The 17,465-nt window shown below is 37.0% G+C and carries 13 protein-coding genes, 5 tRNA genes and 1 riboswitch; of the genes, 17 read left to right on the forward strand and 1 reads right to left on the reverse strand.

Annotated features, from left to right (window positions below; all coding sequences use genetic code 11):
- Positions 1-22 precede the first annotated feature (22 nt).
- The 15 genes from BFS05_RS06945 to BFS05_RS01225 all read left to right on the forward strand — a co-directional run bounded on the left by BFS05_RS06945 (position 23) and on the right by BFS05_RS01225 (position 11,563).
- Positions 23-154 (forward strand): hypothetical protein, encoded by a 132-nt coding sequence (locus BFS05_RS06945; RefSeq protein WP_258004169.1) that lies wholly within the window; start codon positions 23-25, stop codon positions 152-154.
- Positions 155-493: 339 nt separating this feature from the next.
- A complete protein-coding gene (locus BFS05_RS07120) occupies positions 494-652 on the forward strand; it encodes a TIR domain-containing protein (RefSeq protein WP_219726411.1) in 159 nt (52 codons plus the stop codon).
- Between the two features lie 554 nt (positions 653-1,206).
- Positions 1,207-2,082 carry a DUF2971 domain-containing protein gene (locus BFS05_RS01165; protein WP_103084233.1) on the forward strand — a complete coding sequence of 292 codons (876 nt, stop codon included), beginning with the start codon at positions 1,207-1,209 and terminating at the stop codon, positions 2,080-2,082.
- Between the two features lie 12 nt (positions 2,083-2,094).
- Positions 2,095-3,249, forward strand: a complete 1,155-nt coding sequence (locus BFS05_RS01170; protein ID WP_103084234.1) for a hypothetical protein — start codon at positions 2,095-2,097, stop codon at positions 3,247-3,249.
- Between the two features lie 649 nt (positions 3,250-3,898).
- Positions 3,899-4,186 carry a hypothetical protein gene (locus BFS05_RS06755; protein ID WP_180978549.1) on the forward strand — a complete coding sequence of 96 codons (288 nt, stop codon included), beginning with the start codon at positions 3,899-3,901 and terminating at the stop codon, positions 4,184-4,186.
- 406 nt (positions 4,187-4,592) lie between these two features.
- A tRNA-Gly gene (locus BFS05_RS01180) sits at positions 4,593-4,665 on the forward strand.
- Between the two features lie 28 nt (positions 4,666-4,693).
- A tRNA-Cys gene (locus BFS05_RS01185) sits at positions 4,694-4,764 on the forward strand.
- 34 nt (positions 4,765-4,798) lie between these two features.
- Positions 4,799-4,870, forward strand: a tRNA-Val gene (locus BFS05_RS01190).
- A 40-nt stretch (positions 4,871-4,910) separates the two neighbouring features.
- Positions 4,911-4,983, forward strand: a tRNA-Val gene (locus BFS05_RS01195).
- Positions 4,984-5,220: 237 nt separating this feature from the next.
- Positions 5,221-5,310, forward strand: a riboswitch (TPP riboswitch).
- 188 nt (positions 5,311-5,498) lie between these two features.
- Positions 5,499-6,740, forward strand: a complete 1,242-nt coding sequence (locus BFS05_RS01200) for a hydantoinase/carbamoylase family amidase (RefSeq protein ID WP_103084235.1) — start codon at positions 5,499-5,501, stop codon at positions 6,738-6,740.
- 321 nt (positions 6,741-7,061) lie between these two features.
- Complete coding sequence (allW, locus tag BFS05_RS01205; protein WP_103084236.1) at positions 7,062-8,546, forward strand: allantoin permease; 1,485 nt, start codon at positions 7,062-7,064, stop codon at positions 8,544-8,546.
- 1 nt (position 8,547) lies between these two features.
- Entirely contained in the window at positions 8,548-9,924 is a 1,377-nt protein-coding gene (gene allB / locus BFS05_RS01210) for an allantoinase AllB (protein ID WP_103084237.1), read from the forward strand.
- Positions 9,925-9,984: 60 nt separating this feature from the next.
- On the forward strand, positions 9,985-10,182 hold the full coding sequence (gene thiS / locus BFS05_RS01215) for a sulfur carrier protein ThiS (RefSeq protein WP_004106666.1): 198 nt from the start codon (positions 9,985-9,987) through the stop codon (positions 10,180-10,182).
- Complete coding sequence (thiF, locus tag BFS05_RS01220) at positions 10,183-10,806, forward strand: sulfur carrier protein ThiS adenylyltransferase ThiF (RefSeq protein WP_103084238.1); 624 nt, start codon at positions 10,183-10,185, stop codon at positions 10,804-10,806.
- Positions 10,796-11,563 carry a thiazole synthase gene (locus tag BFS05_RS01225; RefSeq protein WP_004108959.1) on the forward strand — a complete coding sequence of 256 codons (768 nt, stop codon included), beginning with the start codon at positions 10,796-10,798 and terminating at the stop codon, positions 11,561-11,563. The genes thiF and BFS05_RS01225 overlap by 11 nt, the downstream gene beginning before the upstream one ends.
- 291 nt (positions 11,564-11,854) lie before the next feature.
- Here BFS05_RS01225 and adhP read toward each other — a convergent pair whose 3' ends face one another.
- Positions 11,855-12,865 carry an alcohol dehydrogenase AdhP gene (gene adhP / locus BFS05_RS01230; protein ID WP_103084239.1) on the reverse strand — a complete coding sequence of 337 codons (1,011 nt, stop codon included), beginning with the start codon at positions 12,863-12,865 and terminating at the stop codon, positions 11,855-11,857.
- Positions 12,866-13,177: 312 nt separating this feature from the next.
- On the opposite strand from adhP, the gene BFS05_RS01235 reads away from it, so the two are divergent.
- Positions 13,178-13,253: transfer RNA gene (locus BFS05_RS01235), tRNA-Gly, on the forward strand.
- Positions 13,254-13,685: 432 nt separating this feature from the next.
- Positions 13,686-17,411, forward strand: coding sequence for a tetratricopeptide repeat protein (locus BFS05_RS01240; RefSeq protein WP_103084240.1), 3,726 nt, complete (start codon positions 13,686-13,688; stop codon positions 17,409-17,411).
- Positions 17,412-17,465: the final 54 nt, after the last annotated feature.

Raw genomic sequence — 17,465 nt, forward strand, 5'->3', positions numbered from 1 at the left:
ATGCGAAAAGGAGGTGATGAAAATGCATAAAAATACTAAGCAGACCTCGAAGCTTGTAGCTTCCAAGGCTAGCAAGGTGATGCGTGACGGACGATATAGCAAGACAGCTAAATCTGTAGCTGGTAGTGCTCTCGCACAAACAAAGAAGAACTGAAAGTAACCGTTTAAAAATTTAAACAATCGTTGCGGCTGATTTAACAATCCGCTGCAACAGAAACATAAATCAAAGCCTGATTAGCTATAGGGCGATGGGATACAGCATAGAGCTTCACGGGTCTATTTCCGTGGGGTGCTATGTGAAGTACCTCTATCTTCCTATGGCTATTTTCATGCCTTAAGAGCTGGTACTTCACAAAGTGCCAGCTCTTTTTGTATGCGTCTTCTCATCGCTCCAACTTGGGCTTATTCAGATGCTTACGAAGGATTAGTGAAACTATTGGACAGTAGTCCAAATTTTGATTACAAAAATTAGTCCGTTCCAAAGGATGCTCCTATTCATAACGCAAGATATGATTATCAGTTAAAGGAAGCAATTAAAAATCAGATGCAACATGCTAGCTGTGTTCTCATATTATCCGGTATTTATTCTACATACAGTAAATGGATTAACATTGAAATTGAGCTAGCACAAGAAATGGGAAAAAGATTATAGCTGTTGAACCATATGCTGCTGAAAGAACTTCAAGTGTTGTAAAAAATGCTGCAGATGTGATTACTGATTGGGGAACAAACTCAATCATTTCTGCTATTAGAGGATATTAATAGATTATTTGAAATTACTGTTCTCGCCAAGCTAATACGCTTCCTTAAGCATTGCTTGTATATATTGCTCAGTATTTGGAGTATAGCAAGCCCCATTCGAATAACTTTTAGATAAAACGCCTGAAAGTAATGTGGCTTGGCAAATACCACTGTAATTACCAAAAACAAGGAAAGCCTACTTCATGCAATGCGCACTAGGTAGGCTTTCTTATGTTCCCGCTTAAAGGCTTTCAGTCGGTTTTCTTAATCCCTACTGAATCACGGATTAGCTATGTGCTTATTGTTTAGTTTGACAGTCAAATACCGCATGTCTTGCAGAACCGAAGTGATTGAAAAATGTTGAAATGTATCTAAAAAATGGACTCTACTCGATAATAAAATAAATGGTAAAAAAGAGATTTTGCTGTGCTAAGAGAAATATAGGAAAAGATAAGGAAGTTGATTATGCAAATAGTTGAAGGGATACCAGAATATTTATATCATTACACTAGTTTGAAATCAGCAAAGTTAATTTTAATGAATAAGACTTTGCGACTAACTTCACTTGAATGTATGGATGATAAAACTGAAGCAATTACTGGTGAAGGTCGTAATTTGGGGAAATTTATTTTTTCAAGCTGCTGGAGTGAGAATAGAGACAGCATACCACAATGGTCTATGTATGGAGATTCTAGCAGAGGCGTTTGCATAAAATTAAGAAGTTTTCCTTTTAAAAATAATTATGATGATTACGTTGAGCATTGCATTAATAAAGAAGATCAACCATCGGAAAAGTCAACGGATGAAACTTTTATAATACCTGCGCAATACTCATTTCAAAATAGATTTATACTAATTCCACAATTTATTATAAGTGACAAAGATAGAGACATTCTTACCCAGCGTTTAAATGCAAAAGTAACATATACAGATGATGAATCACTTATATATCCTAAATGTTTGAGACAGGATGGTGAATTTTTTTGTTTTGATACGAATGTGTTAGGGAAATACAAAAGTACTGAGTGGAAATTCCAAAAAGAATGGAGATACTCAGTAACATATATTCCATTTAATCAAATAAAATTTTTTAGCGATAAGAAATATAGTGCTAATGTTGGTCAAGAAATTGTTAATGATTTATTATCAAATAATCAACCCATCGTTCATTATGTAGACTTTAACATTGATGATAAATATTTTGACGACATGGAATTGATATGCGGCCCAATGATGGAAGAATTTGATTATCAAGAATTAGCGTATTTTGCAAAAGGTATTAATCCCAATATACGTGTTGTTAGAAGTAAATTGTATAACAAATGGAAAAGCAAAATTTGAATCGAAGTACTTATGTTTATTGACCTTGTATTTATGTTAAAAAATAAGGATAGCGAAAATGATATTGATTCATTTAAGGAAAATTTCGCAGACCTGATTTCTTTTAAAGAAAAAACATTATGCTTACACAACGATAATCAAGAATTTAATTATAGTATTCAGAAAATAGGCAAAGGAATTAGGTTAAAAATTTTAACTATCGATAAGAGAACTACAAGAAAACAAGCAATTTCAATCGAATCTTTGAAGCGTGCTTTTATAAAAAATGATTTAAGACGCGAATATAACGTTGTTGTCATTTTTGATGGAGCTTCAGAATATTACTGCAATAACCTGTCTAAGTATATATTCACATTTGAAAGAAAATTAAGACAATTTGTATATCTTACTGTGTTAAGCGCATACGGTACAGAATGGACTAAAAAAACTTTAGTCGACGAAGAAATTAAGAATGATATTGATAAGAATGAAAGAAATAAAAATCGCCATATTGAGAAGGCTTTAGACCATTTTACTTTTCAAAATTATATTAGTTATTTATTTGATGAATGGTCTGACAGTGATCCATATAATGTAGTGCAAGAAGCGCAATTAGCTTTGAAAGAGCAGGAATCTTCAAATAATATTATTAATATATTAAATAAGGGTGAAAAGATATCATTATGGGAAAGACTTTTTAGTAAAAGAAATATAGATTTAACTAGAAATAGTCTTGATGAAATTAGAAAAATAAGAAACAATGTAGTGCACAGCAAAGAAATTTCTGATATTGAATTTTGCAAATATAGAAATATACTTAAGCAATATATAAAGAAGTTAGATATTGCCGTTGCTGATTTTGAGAACAGAAAGCATTTGAGCGTTACAGATTTAGAAAATGTTTTATCTTCGTATACTAGAATCATTCAAACAAGTGGAATCGGTGAGTATATTACTAAAGCTCTTTCGCCCGCTTTGAATGAAATTTCAAATTCATTATATAAAGAAGCTGTAAAAAATATTTCCGCTTCAATAAGCGATATGATTCATTTGGATAATAAATCATTTAGTGCAATAACTGAAGCATTTGCTAAACTTTATAGACAAAATCTTGAAATAAAAAATGCCAAAATTTTTCCTAATAACATTACTACGCCAAAATTAAATACAAAGAACCATTTGTTTTGAAAGATATATAAAAATGCCAAATCTATCTTATTTTCTGAAAATAAACAATGAAATTAATCTAATTTTGTTAGTTCTGAAGATTGAATATTGTATTTGTTGTGTGAATAATCAATGTGTTCTAAATATTTGATATATTTAGCTGAAAGTCGGCTTCATTCCGTCGGTAGATTTACTCACCTTAGGCGTTGCGTGGGCTCCTTTACTTTCGGCTTATAACATGTGAATATTAAAGACTGTAAAACAGTTGGAATATACGAAAAGCTAGTCATACCCTCAAACCAACTCATTACGAGATTAAAGGGTAAGAGGAGCCCTAGCTTTCACTTCGATTCTATCATATAAGTCTTTCCATAATACGGCAGTGGTAATCCTTGAAGCGCAATAAGTAAATAAAGAGTCCCGAACAGCCGAAGTGTCCAGGACTCGCTATCCACTATACTGCAGGCTCATTATGAAATTAGACGCAATAGTATCTGCTATGTTCTCACTCGTTATTATCGCTTGAGTATGGTGCCGTTTTTCACCTTGGCTCACTGTCTTTCCCGCATACGCTGATGCTATCCTAGAAGTGCATTTATCAAAAAGAAAAAGGTTAGCGTATTGTTACTGCATATAATGATGTGGAAGATAAGAGAGGTGTGAAAAGCTAATGGATATGATGAAACTTTGTTATGATATGGCTGAGAAGCTCCGTCCCTATGCAGAACCTACTATGGACGAACGTTTTAAAGAAGCAGCCAATAGTGCTATTCGAGCAGGCGAACCGTCTATTGCAATTGATTATTATTTAGTAGAAGCATGGATGCACAAGAGTGCGACTAAAGAGTTGCTAATCGAAGCTTATAATTTGCTAGATCCTTATGAATGTGGTGATGACTATGACGATATAGCCGACGATTTAGGAGTTCCACGTAAAGTTCATTCACCAGATGAATAAATAAATTTTATATTAAATTAGCAATTATCAGATTTTAACCACCTTGCAAAAGGGTGGTAAGCAATTAAATAAAAGTATGCTGTCAATACCGCGTTTCCAGTTGTGGAAAATAAGACACATATCAAAACTATTTCCTTAACGCAATAATTTTGATAATTGATTGCGCGAGAATGAGAAAAGCAAAAAGCTCTAGGTATAACGCCTAGAGCTTTCGCCGACCGAGTACTCCCAATCCACTTGTTCTACCACTGTATCATATATAATCTTATTTACTAACAAACATCCAACCAACGCGCGCAAGCAACACAAAACGACACGCCAAAAAACACAAAGCTTGCATTTGTAAATATTTCGGGTATAGTAGTTACTCGTGCTTCGGCGCTGACATTGTCAGTAAGAATGCATCGCGGACATAGCTTAGTTGGTAAAGCGCGACCTTGCCAAGGTTGAGAGCGCGGGTTCGAGTCCCGTTGTCCGCTCTAGGTCCGATGAGTTATTCGACCTTACGGTGGGTTAGCCAAGCGGTTAGGCAGCGGCCTGCAAAGCCGTATAGATGAGTTCGACTCTCGTACCCACCTCGAAGTTAGAGACTTAGTTTCTAGCATCACAACCGGGCGGTTGGCGCAGTGGTAGCGCACTTCCCTGACACGGAAGGGGTCACAAGTTCGAACCTTGTATCGCCCACTCGAAAGGAATGCCTTTCACGCATAATTAAAAAAATTTTGGGTGATTGGCGCAGCGGCTAGCGCACTTCCTTCACACGGAAGGGGTCATAGGTTCGATTCCTATATCACCCACAATATGTTCGCAGTGTAAAATCGCTGCGTTTTTTGTTATCTGGCTATTTTTTTATTTCCTAACTTTCATATGAAAATTTTTTGCATGCGAACACAAATGTAGCCCTAAGTGGAAGCAATATTTCATAGCAGTCAATTAGCAAAATAAAAACAACCAATCATTTCTTCACAGAAACACACATACTAATGTTAATTTTGAGTTCATTTAATATCGTGCTATACTCATCCGAGTACAAGTGAAAATTGCAGGGGTACTGGAAACAGTTGAGAAACACCCTTTGAACCTGTTTTGTTAAGACATGCGTAGGGAGCAATTACAGTAAGTGATTTCTTTCTATCACGATTTTCGTGATATCTTGCGTTGCCACAAAGTAGTAGCAATTACACGAGTATCAACTAAACAATTAAAAAAGATTAAAAAAACTAAAAACCAAACACCAAACACCAAAACCAAAAAATATCCGCCTGAATATCACTTTTGGGAAAACTTGCACAAGTGAGGAGGAATACTGCACATGATTGACAGCAGCATAAGTGCTGAAACTATAGAATCAGCCATAAGCTGGCTTGCAGGATTCACAGAAAAACCAGGAGAACAAGGAGTTACTCGACCTCTTTACACAAAATCTTGGAAACAGGCTCTTTTTTCTCTTCGTCAACGATTTGAAAAACTCGGTATGACTGTAGAATTCGACCGAGTTGGAAACCTAATTGCAACTATTGAAGGATCTGAAAAGCCAGAAAGCATAATAGCTTGTGGCTCGCATATTGACACAGTGTCAAGAGGAGGCCGTTTCGACGGCCAACTTGGAATAGTTGCAGCCTATTTAGCAATTAAGAATTTACTTACTAGATATGGAAAGCCAAAGAAAAGTCTTCGCATTATCTGCTTAGCAGAAGAGGAAGGCTCACGTTTCCCATACGTATTCTGGGGTTCAAAGAATTTCTTCGGACTAGCCAAAAAAGAGGACGTAGAAAATATTTGCGACAGTGAAGGTGTTCCTTTCGAAACAGCAATGCGTGAAGCTGGGTTCAATTATCAAACAACTCAACCTAAGTTCGCAAATCTTGAAGCCTGGATTGAGCTACACATTGAGCAGGGACCAACGCTTTACAGCAATCACGAAGATTTAGGTATTATCACTAGCATTGCCGGTCAGCACCGTTGGGATATTCATCTTAAAGGCGTACAAAATCACGCTGGCACAACAATGATGTCCTACAGGCACGATGCAGTAGATTGCATGTCTCATATAATCGCCAAGAATCTTGACAAAGCCAAGCAAGCAGGCGACCCACTGGTACTTACTTTCGGTAGAATAAGCGTAGTTCCAAATCAAGTAAATATTGTTCCTGGAGAAGTTACTTTTTCAATGAACTGCCGTCATACAGATAAAGTTTTTCTTGATAAATTCTTGCAGGAACTCGACGAGGATATTCACGAAACCGCTAAGTCTTATGGCATTACAGCGCAGATTTATAAGTGGATGTCTGACGACCCTACACCACTTAGCGACGATATTATTAATCTTTTGAAAGATCAAGCTAATAAGCAAGGTTATGCATACAGAGTCATGCATTCAGGTGCTGGTCAAGATACGCAAATTTTTGCTCCGTTTGTAAAATCCGGAATGATTTTCGTTCCTTCAAAAGATGGTATTAGTCACGCTCCAGAAGAGTACACAGATCCACAAGACGCTGTTCACGGAGTCAAGCTTTTACGAGATGCTCTGCATAGTTTGGCTTATGAGGACTAACTAAAAAACCAACTAAAAAGATAACGAAAACCAAAGAAATAGAAATCTAGGAAGGACGCAAAAGGCATATACGATGCAAACTTCACTGCTTAATTAATCGCAGCGAAGAAAAGTGAATATCGAATGAGAGTACAACGCTTATTCACGAATAAGAGGCTGATACGAAGGGGCGCACCACCACGGGTACGACATCCTTTCGTATCTTTTTTATTTTTGAGCAAAGTTGCGATTATTACTTTCAAAAAACTCAAAACACAAAACTCAAAACACAAAACTCAAAAAAGAATCAAATTTACAAACAAGAAAAGTAAGGAGGTGCGCATGCAAATTAGTAAACTGCTACAAGATGAGCCAGTAGATAACAAAAACTTGGAATGTTACCGCGAGCGCGGCTACACTAACGAAGATTTACTGCCAAAGCCGCAAGAAAAACGCACAATGAGCGCTCTTAATTTCTGCACTTTGTGGATGCAGTCTGTACACAATATTCCTAATTATGCTGCAGTTGGCGCGTTCCTTTTAATGGGATACTCTCCAATTTACGTAATGATTGGTATCATGCTTGGCGCAATTCTTACAGCAATTGTCATGGTTGCTAACGGTGTTGTAGGTTCCAAATACGGCATACCGTTTTCAATGCATTTGCGCGCAACATACGGAAAAGCAGGCGCTCAACTACCAGGATTCCTCAGGGGAGTAGTTGCTGCAATATGCTGGTATGGAATTCAAACATATATAGGTGCGAAAGCTTTAGAGATTCTAGTTGGCAAAATTTGTCCTGAGTTTCTTACGCTTGGAAACGAAATACCATTCGTAGGTTCGCACATACCTATTATTATTTGCTTCGCAATATTTTGGTTGCTTAACTTGGCTATTGGTTTAGGCGGAGGAAATACTCTTAATAAGCTAACTGTAGTATTAAGCCCACTTATTTACGTTGTTTTTGGTTGCATGAGCGTATGGGCTATTAGCTGTGCTGGTGGATTATCTGCAATCATGCAATATCATGCCACTGTTCAAGCGCCAACTAATTACGGTCTTGGGCTTTTCATGATGATGGTTGTAAATTCTGTATTGGGCGTGTGGGCCGCTCCTGCCGTTTCTATTGCTGATTTTACGCAGAACGCAATGTCAACTATGGCTCAACTGAAAGGTCAAATTGCTAGCTTTTTGCTGAGCTACGCGCTTTTTGCTTTTACAAGCGTAGTTATTTTAGTGGGTGGATCGCTTTTTTACCATGAAACTATTACAGATGTTCTTGTTATCATAAACAAGTGGGATAGTCTTCCCGCAATTGTAATAGCTACTGGTTTACTTCTACTTACTACAGTTTGCACAAATGCTACTGGCAATATTGTTCCTGCAGCATACCAGCTAACTGCTTTAGCTCCGCGATTTGTAAATTATAAACGTGGCGTAGTTATTGCAGCTCTTGTAAGCACTGTGCTAATGCCGTGGAAGTTTATGGCTAATATTACAGGATTCTTAAATCTTATTGGTATGCTTTTAGGTCCTATTGTAGGTGTTCTACTTGCTGACTATTACGTAGTAAAGCACACTCATATTGATCTTGATCAAATTTATTACGATACAAATAGCCCGTCAAAATCTGCTTATTCTGGAACTAATTGGATATCCTATACTGCTACGATACTTGGTCTTTTATTTGCTCTTTCCGGGCAGATAATTCCTATACTTTCACCACTTACGCAAATCTCATGGATTGTGGGATGCGCTGTAGGATTCGTGTGTCAAATATTACTATCAAAAATTTTTCAGTCAACAATGGCTAAAGAAAGGAAATAATATGAACTACGATGTAGTAATCACAAATGGTTTGGTTGTATTCGATAATGAAGCAACTAAAGCAGATATAGCAATTAAAGATGGCAAGTTTGCCGCTTTTGGAAGCAACTTTGCAGCAGAAAAAACTATTGACGCAACTGGTTTAATAGTTATTCCTGGAAAAGTTGATTCTCATGTTCATATTAACGCTCCAGGCGGAGGCGTTCGCGATGATTGGGAAGGTTTTGTAACAGCAACTTCTGCCGGCGCAAAAGGCGGTATTACTACAATGCTGCAAATGCCTTGCAATCAAATTCCTGCTACCACTGATGGAAAGTCATTTGAAGCAGTGCTTGAAGAAGCCGACGGAAAACTCAAGGTTGATGTTGGTCAAACTGGTGGCTTGGAACCACAAAACCTCAATGGCGGAATATGCGAGCAAGATAAGCAGGGTGTTGTTAATTACAAGGCCTTCCTTGGCACTACAGGAGACAAGGATTTGCAAGTTGATTTATATAATTGCGACGATTACTCCTTGTACACAGGTATGCAGCAGATTGCTAAAACAGGCAAAATTTTGATTATGCACTGCGAAAATGCTCCTATTACAGATCAGCTTGGAAAGAAAGCTCATCAAATGGGAGCTAGAAAGCTTTCTGAGTTCGTAGCAACCAGACCTGTTTTCACTGAAGTTGAAGCTATTGAACGCGCTTGCCTTTTTGCTAAAGAAACTGGATGCAGAATTCATATTGTTCATGTTTCTTCACCAGAAGGTGCTCAAGCTGTTGCTAACGCTCGTAAGAATGGCGTTGACGTAAGCTGCGAAACTTGCAACCATTACCTGTATTTCGATACTTCTGAACTTGACGAGATTGGAAATATCGCTAAGTGCACTCCGCCAATTCGTGACAAGGAAAACCAGAATGGCTTATGGGAAAAGGTTTTTGACGGTTCTATTAACTTCATTGTTTCCGACCATTCGCCAGCTCCTTTGAGTTTGAAGCAAACTGATGATGCTTTCACAGCTTGGGGTGGTATTGGTAGCGTTCAAAACGATGTTGATGTGTTCTTTGATGAGGCTGTGCAAAAGCGCGGAATGTCGTTAACTCAATTTGTGGCATTGAATTCTAGCAATTCTGCAAAACGCTTCGATTTGAAAGGAAAAGGAAGCATACGTTTGGGTTATGACGCAGACTTGGCATTCATTAAACCAAATGCTCCTTATGTTCTTAAAGCTGAGGATCTTGAGTATCGCAATAAGTTCAGCCCGTACGTTGGTCGCACTATTGGCTGCCAGGTGGTAAGAACTTTGCTTCGCGGTGAAGAAATTTACAGCAAAGAAAATGGAGTTTGCAAAGACTTTAAAGGCAAGTTTATTCTTCATCCAGCTAAGGATTAGGTAGAATATTTAAACGTAATATTTAAAGCTTAAAGCATATTCTACAGAAAGGAGGTAAGTGTGCTGAAACTTAATCACGATACTGTGGATTATGTTGAGAACGAGAATTTACTTGAACTACTTAAGCGCGAAGGCTACGACAGTACTTTTGTTGCAATAGAAGTTGATGGTGAATTAGTAAAACGCAAAGATTTTGAAACTTTCATAGTTAAAGATAACGCAAAAATTGAAGTATTTAGCATTATGGGAGGAGGATGAATGGAAAGTGACGATATTCGCGCAAAAGTTCTTAAACGTCAGCTAAAGGAAGATAATGATTTGTTTGCTCAACAATCAGTTTCAATACTTGGCTGCGGCGGTTTGGGATCAAATATTGCGTTGATGCTTGCGCGAGCCGGCGTAAAAAAGTTGTACATTTACGATTTTGACAGTATCGAGTATTCGAATTTAAACCGTCAAAATTATACGATTAACGAAATTGGACAACACAAAGTATCTGCTACTAAAGCGCGGCTTAATGAAACTTTGCCGTATGTTGAAGTAGAAGATTTTGTGCAGAAAGTTACGCCGGAATCGTTAGATGAGATTGCTGAGCGCTCCGACTTGTTTATTGAAGCATTCGACAATCGCGAATCAAAAGCAATGGTTCTTGACTATTTCATGAATCATCCTAACAAATATGTTATTACTGCTTCTGGCTTATCTGGACTTGGAGATATTAGGAACGTCAAAATTAAGCATCTTTCAAACGTGTGCTTAGTAGGTGATTTTAAGTCTTCTCCTGAAGAAGGCTTGTATTTGCCTTATGTTTCGATTATCGCAAGTTTAGAAGCGTTAGAAGCGTTGAAATGGATAAAAAATGGAGGAAATTATGGAGAATGAAGATTATTTAGAATTAGGCGGTAAGAAGTTTACTTCTCGATACATTTTGGGTTCTGGAAAGTATTCTGAGGAGCTTATTGATGCCGCAGTAAATAGCGCTAAAGCTGAAATGATTACTGTAGCAATTCGCTATAGTGAGAAAGCTGCAGGAATTTTAAAGCATATTCCAGAAGGCGTTACCATTTTGCCTAATACTAGCGGATGCGTAACTGTAGAGGAAGCAGTTAACACTGCTCATATTGCTCGCGAAATGGGTTGCGGTAACTTCATCAAGCTTGAGATTATTCCTGATCGCAAGTATTTGTTGCCAAACAATGAAGCTACTTTGCAAGCAACAAAGATTTTGGCTGACGAAGGCTTTACTGTTCTTCCTTACATGTATCCTGACCTTTATTTTGCTAAGGCAATGCGCGACGCTGGAGCTGCTGCAATTATGCCTCTTGGCTCTTTGATTGGCTCTAACAAGGGTCTTGAAACTAAGAAGTTTATTCAGCTTATTATCGACGAAATCGATCTTCCTGTTATTGTCGATGCTGGCATTGGCGTTCCAAGCCAGGCTGCTGAAGCAATGGAAATGGGTGCTGCAGCTGTAATGGCAAATACTGGAGTTGCTACTGCAAACGATATTGTGCTTATGGCTAAAGCTTTCAAGCTTGGTATTGAGGCAGGACGCGCAGCTTATCTTGCAGGACCTGGTCGAGTGCTTGAAAAAGGTGCAACACCATCTTCTCCAAAGCGCGATGACGAAAGCAAGTAAGCAAGCAAATAAAATAAGTCTTCAAGTTAAAACACTAAAAATCTGAAACAAGTAAGCCTTACAAGTGCATCCAGTGCTTGTAAGGCTTACTACATACATAGTCCAAAAAATTAATGGCCAGATCCAATAGGGAAGTGGCCATTAATTCATATCATGTCTTCAGTTATATTCTTCTATCTCTCTAAATATTCAGCACTTAATGTTAAGTAACAGATTAATATCCTTAAGCTCCAGGTTTATATAAACAATTCAAAAATCATAAATCATTTATATTAAACGAGTTGTTTTTACTCAGTGCGAAAGATCGATTACCATGCGTCCACGAATCTTGCCTGCAAGCATCTCATCGAAGATATCATTAATATCTTCCATCTTACGCATGTGGCATTGTGGAACAACCTTTCCTTCAGCACCAAACTGGAATGCTTCCTCCAAATCCTTACGAGTACCTACAAGAGAACCGACCAAGCGAATACCGTCAAGTACCAAACGAGGAATGCTTAACTCCATATTCTCAGGTGGGAGACCTACAGCTGCAACAGTTCCGCCAGCGCGTACTGAATCAACAGCTGCGTTGAATGCCTCCTTATTAACGGCGGTGACCACAGCGCCGTGAGCACCGCCGACCTTCTTCATCGCAAATTCAGCAACATCTTCTTTAAGCGGATTAACGCACAAATCTGCGCCATACTTCTGTGCAAATTCAAGCTGACCCTCATTAATATCAACAGCAATAACATGAGCGCCAAAAACATTCTTAGCATATTGCAAGGCAAGATTGCCTAAGCCACCAAGTCCAAAGAGAATAAGCCATTCTCCAGGATGTACTCCGGATTCCTTAATAGCTTTATACGTAGTAACGCCTGCACAGGTAATAGAGCTTGCTGGAGCTGGATCCAATCCTTCAGGAACTTTTACAGCATAATCTGCTGCAACAATGCACTGCTCAGACATACCACCATCAGCAGTATAACCAGCATTTAAAACGCTACGACACAAAGTCTCACGACCTGTAGTGCAAAACTCGCAATGTCCGCAACCCTTGAAGAACCAAGCTACAGAAGCGCGATCACCAGGCTTAAGCGTAGTAACTCCAGGACCGACTTCGCGTACAACACCAATTCCTTCGTGTCCAAGTACTACACCAGTTTTATCTCCAAAATCCTGGTTCTTAACATGCAAATCAGTGTGGCATACACCGCAGCACTCCATATCAAGCAAAGCTTCACCGAACTCTAAAGGTCGCAATTCCTTCTCAACAACCTGAGCTTTCTTATCCTTGGTAGCAACAATAGCCTTCATAGATACCTCCTCGTTCTATATCACATTGCTATTTTGTTCTTTTATAGCTTTCGTTCTTTCATTGAGCGAAACCACTTTTTTATTCTACATTACTTTTTAATTTTTTTCATAGAAAAATCAAATTATAGACAAAAATTATAAATATTTTTATAGTTAATGATAATAATTCTTATTGTATTTAATAGCAGATAATTTTACAGCTCACAACACTCCGTAAAAACGCTACTATGTAGCCAAAAAGTAAAAATAAAATTTTATTCGATTCTTCAACTTGCAATTGCTTAAAAATAAAGCTAATATGTCTACTTGTTTGCGGACATAGCTTAGTTGGTAAAGCGCGACCTTGCCAAGGTTGAGAGCGCGGGTTCGAGTCCCGTTGTCCGCTCCAATGTGAGTCTTAAGTATATATGTCTCATATTTCGCTGAGTTTTTTTATTCGCCATTACATATCTTAAGCGCATGTGCAAGCTTTGAAGTAAATCCCAAATTAATCCTAGATAATTCCAAAATATCAATATATATAAAGACATCAAAATATATAAAAATACCAAAAGCGACAAAAACACGGGTTATAGGCAAAAACACTGAGTCATAAACAAAATAGATGATTATTAACAAAAATAGAATCAGCCAACATTCAATGCAAGAAAAATAGTTTTCATATATACTGCTTATATACAGCTTATATAGTGAATATAATGTTATTAGTGTGAAGAGTGCATAAAAGTTACATGTGGCATTAAAAGAACAAAGGTCGCATGCATTTCGCATGACTTAGAAGGATTAGAAGACTTAGAAGACTTAAAAGAATTGGGGGATCATGACAGACAAGATGCCACTGAACGATAAAACAACTGACACAACTGACAGAACTGACACAAATTACTCGACTAATCACTCATATCAATCGAACAATTCAACCGATTTAAACGATTTAGACGAATCAAACGAATCAACTTTAAATAGCGGTTTAATAAATGTCCCTCGTTTTGCTAAAAAACACATTCTTAATGATATAAAAGGCCTTCCAGAGGGCATTTCTTATGGTTGGATTCATTACGATAATAAATGCGCAAAATCGGATGAATCAGAAAAATCTATTTTTAACAACAAACCTTCCAAACCGATACTTTCATTAGGCTTATTTGAAGATAAAAATAAAAAATTTAGACAACTAGCAATAGCTGATTATGAAGGTCGCGTATACGTTGGAAACGACATATCTGTTGAAGATACGTATAACAATTTCCCATCTGTTTCCCTTATAGAACAGCAAGAAATTACACTTAAAAATAAATCTCGATTTTATGGGAAAAATACTCCTAGTAGCTTTAATACTTTATTGGAAAATATTAAAAAGTCTTGGAAAGAAACTTACGATCCTAAAAGCGAAAATAATATATATTTTGAAGATTATAAAAGCACAAAGAAAATGGGCAAAGAAATCGAGGATATGCGTATAAACTGCCCAGAACTCGTTAATGAAGTAGAAAAAATATCGAAAATATTCAATACTCCTTACGTATACAAGTATCCGTTCTATGACGATAATGACGATGATTGCATTGATGAAGATCAAATTGACGAAGATGACTGCGTAATTACAGGAAGCGTTAAAAACGCTAACATAGATGTAGAAAACAACACAGAAAACAACACAGAAAACGATAATAAAGCACGAACAAAAGACGAGAAAACAACAAGCGAAAACAGCGTAGAAAGCACTAATTTTGAAGAAAAATCACATACTTTTCTTGGAAGAATTAAGTTCTTATTACAAACATTTTCTAGATTAAAAAAAGAATCTTCTTTAAATGCTTTATGCGGAGATGTTGTTATACAGTCATCTCCATTTGACGGACTACATTGGGCTGCTTCATGGCTTTCAACAAGTCTTAATAACCACAGAACTTATACTATTGAACAAATTCGTACGCCTTTACCTGAATCCCTAAGGCATAATCTTTCTTATCAAGACACTATAGCTATTGCATTTTTTGCTACTTACCTAATTCCTGATCTTTCAGGTTCATTAACCAGTTTTGGAGTTGAAAATATATTCCGCCGACTCCAAAAAGAAGCTCCTCTGTGCGCTATACGAGGAAGTGTTAAGGATATAAAGAAAGCTAGATACTCTGGTCTTAGATATTCTGGATTGGAAGCTTATTACGAACGTTTAATGCACGAATCAAAAGCACTTAAACCGGTTAGATCATTAGAACAACATCATGGAGCTGAAACTCTACATTTAGATAAGTCGAAAGTTTCCAGAAACTATGTTATTTCTTGGGATAATGCATTAGATCCAGAAACAGCAATCACTGTTCTAAACATTGAAGGCGCATTAAACAGAATAAATACTATTAGTAATTACTTGGAAACAAATGCGTTTAATGGAGATAATCTAACTGAAGATGAAATAACTTTCAAGCAGGCAGCGCAAATAGATATAGCTTTACTTGAAGATCCTGCTTTTTCTGCCTATCCGGATCTTTTTAAAAATCTAGGAGATCCACTTAACGACGATAAAATCAAGCCGATTGAAGCTATATGGAAGCAAGTTCGTCAAGAACGCAAAAAAGCGATGATTCGTGACTATAAATCTAATAATGAATGGTCCTATAGGCAAAGACTTTCGCGTTTGATTAAAACAATGTACACTCCGTTCAGATTTGATGCAGACTTCCGATCAAATATTGAAGACGGAAATGTTGCTATTGGTTTCATGGCAACGGAATCTTCTGTTATGCCTAAAAGAAAGTATGACAAAGCAAAAAAGCATTGGGTCAATTTAACTGATTCAGATCGATCTTTTATGTCAACAGAATACAATTTGCGACTTGGAATTATTCTTGCAACCTTAGCTTTTGCTGCTAATCCTGCAATACAAAACGTATCAGTGCGATTGGATTCTATTGGGCTTGAAGATATGGTAGTAGCAAACAACAATGCTATAAACAGACTTTTAAGCCGTACTATTAGCGCTATTAATAACATGATGAATCATGAAACTCCATCAAAAGGTGAGCCTAAAGATGGTGACGTTCATGGTAATCCTGATCAAATTCACGATTCACAAAATTTTGATTCGTCAGAAGTAAATCAAAACAATCAGAATAATCAAGCTAATCAAAACAATCAAAATAATTTAGCTAATCAAATTAATGCGACCATTCAAGATGCACAAAAAGATGAATCTAATCAACCTATACGAATAGAAAAAACACGCAAAACTTTAATGACCGTGAACTTTGAAAGACAAAAATTCGTAAAACATCTGCGTAAAAATGGCTTGCGAAATCCAATAAACACATATCGCGAATTCTGCGCAAATATTGATATAGATGAAAATCACGCTTTAAAACCTGTAGAGCCTACATTTGATTTACGTGATACATGCTTTGCTCCGCGTGGCGCACAAGAAGAACCAGAATTTTCAGATTCAGTGTTTGATAGCAATATTGAAGATTTGTTAGGAACATCTACATCTCAAGGACTTGCAATACAAAGAGAAGATTTATTGCAACAAGCTGTTTCCGATTTCCATCATATTTCTTCAGAATTAATGCCTACAACTGCCGAAAAAGCACGTATGGCAATGAGCATAATAAACGATATTGATGACCCAGAATTAACAGAAAAAGCGGAAATAATAACTAAAGCAATTATTGACGAGGAGCCAATTCCTGAAATCACTTTTAATATTTCTAAGGAAATTCGAAATACGCAATTAAAAGCTCATAATCAATTTGAACGCGGGGAAGTTACAAGCGGAATCGAAGAATATGAGAAGAAAATAGCATATTACGATTCAATGTTTTCAGAAGGAAAATCTATACCTAGATATTTCAATTCATATGCTGAAAGAGTCATATATAATCGCATGTTCGCAAACAATAACGAATCAATGCGTTTAATTCCAGATGGATTATTCTACGCTCATATGGAATTAGCTGACATCTACTCACAATTGCATGATAGTAATAAAACTTTGCAACACTTGCGCACTATGGTCTCATATGCTCCTACATACGCGCTTTCGCACTTACGCTTAGCTACAGAATTATCAAATAATGAAGATTGGGATTCTGCATACGCTGCTTGCTTAAACGCTTTGCGAGTATCTTTGGATCAAGATGATGCAGCATTTGCATATTATAGGTTAGCTTACGCAGAATGGATGAGAGATAATTTTGACAGCGCTTTAGCAGCATATAAAATGGCCGAAAATATCTCCCCGGATAATATTGGAACTCTTCAAATTGAGAAGAATGAGCTTATATCACGTATGACATCGCAATGCATGCCTATACCTGAAAATACAAATGATATTAGTAAAATTCTCAAAGAGAAAAACATACCAGAATGGCCTAATACAAATGCACATTCTATTATTGATTCTGCCGCGAAAAGTACTGTAAACAATGGAATGTTCGTTATAGCTAGAACACTGTGTGTAGCATCTGCGCGAATGAAATACACTCAAAGCGATAATGAAATCAACAATGCTACGCAAATGCAATTTTTACGTTCACTAAATGCATAACATTACAAGCAGCGATTATCATATTATATGAATGAGAGTTGCGATTTGTGTAAT

The organism is Gardnerella coleohominis, assembly GCF_002896555.1.
GTDB lineage: Bacteria > Actinomycetota > Actinomycetes > Actinomycetales > Bifidobacteriaceae > Bifidobacterium > Bifidobacterium vaginale_F.

Bases quoted from the DNA above. Each gene is read 5' to 3' on its own strand.
- BFS05_RS06945 (WP_258004169.1), top strand. From the start codon at position 23: ATGCATAAAAATACTAAGCAGACCTCGAAGCTTGTAGCTTCCAAGGCT.
- BFS05_RS01165 (WP_103084233.1), top strand. From the start codon at position 1,207: ATGCAAATAGTTGAAGGGATACCAGAATATTTATATCATTACACTAGT.
- BFS05_RS01170 (WP_103084234.1), top strand. From the start codon at position 2,095: ATGTTTATTGACCTTGTATTTATGTTAAAAAATAAGGATAGCGAAAAT.
- BFS05_RS06755 (WP_180978549.1), top strand. From the start codon at position 3,899: ATGGATATGATGAAACTTTGTTATGATATGGCTGAGAAGCTCCGTCCC.
- BFS05_RS01200 (WP_103084235.1), top strand. From the start codon at position 5,499: ATGATTGACAGCAGCATAAGTGCTGAAACTATAGAATCAGCCATAAGC.
- allW (WP_103084236.1), top strand. From the start codon at position 7,062: ATGCAAATTAGTAAACTGCTACAAGATGAGCCAGTAGATAACAAAAAC.
- allB (WP_103084237.1), top strand. From the start codon at position 8,548: ATGAACTACGATGTAGTAATCACAAATGGTTTGGTTGTATTCGATAAT.
- thiF (WP_103084238.1), top strand. From the start codon at position 10,183: ATGGAAAGTGACGATATTCGCGCAAAAGTTCTTAAACGTCAGCTAAAG.
- BFS05_RS01225 (WP_004108959.1), top strand. From the start codon at position 10,796: ATGGAGAATGAAGATTATTTAGAATTAGGCGGTAAGAAGTTTACTTCT.
- adhP (WP_103084239.1), bottom strand. From the start codon at position 12,865: ATGAAGGCTATTGTTGCTACCAAGGATAAGAAAGCTCAGGTTGTTGAG.
- BFS05_RS01240 (WP_103084240.1), top strand. From the start codon at position 13,686: ATGACAGACAAGATGCCACTGAACGATAAAACAACTGACACAACTGAC.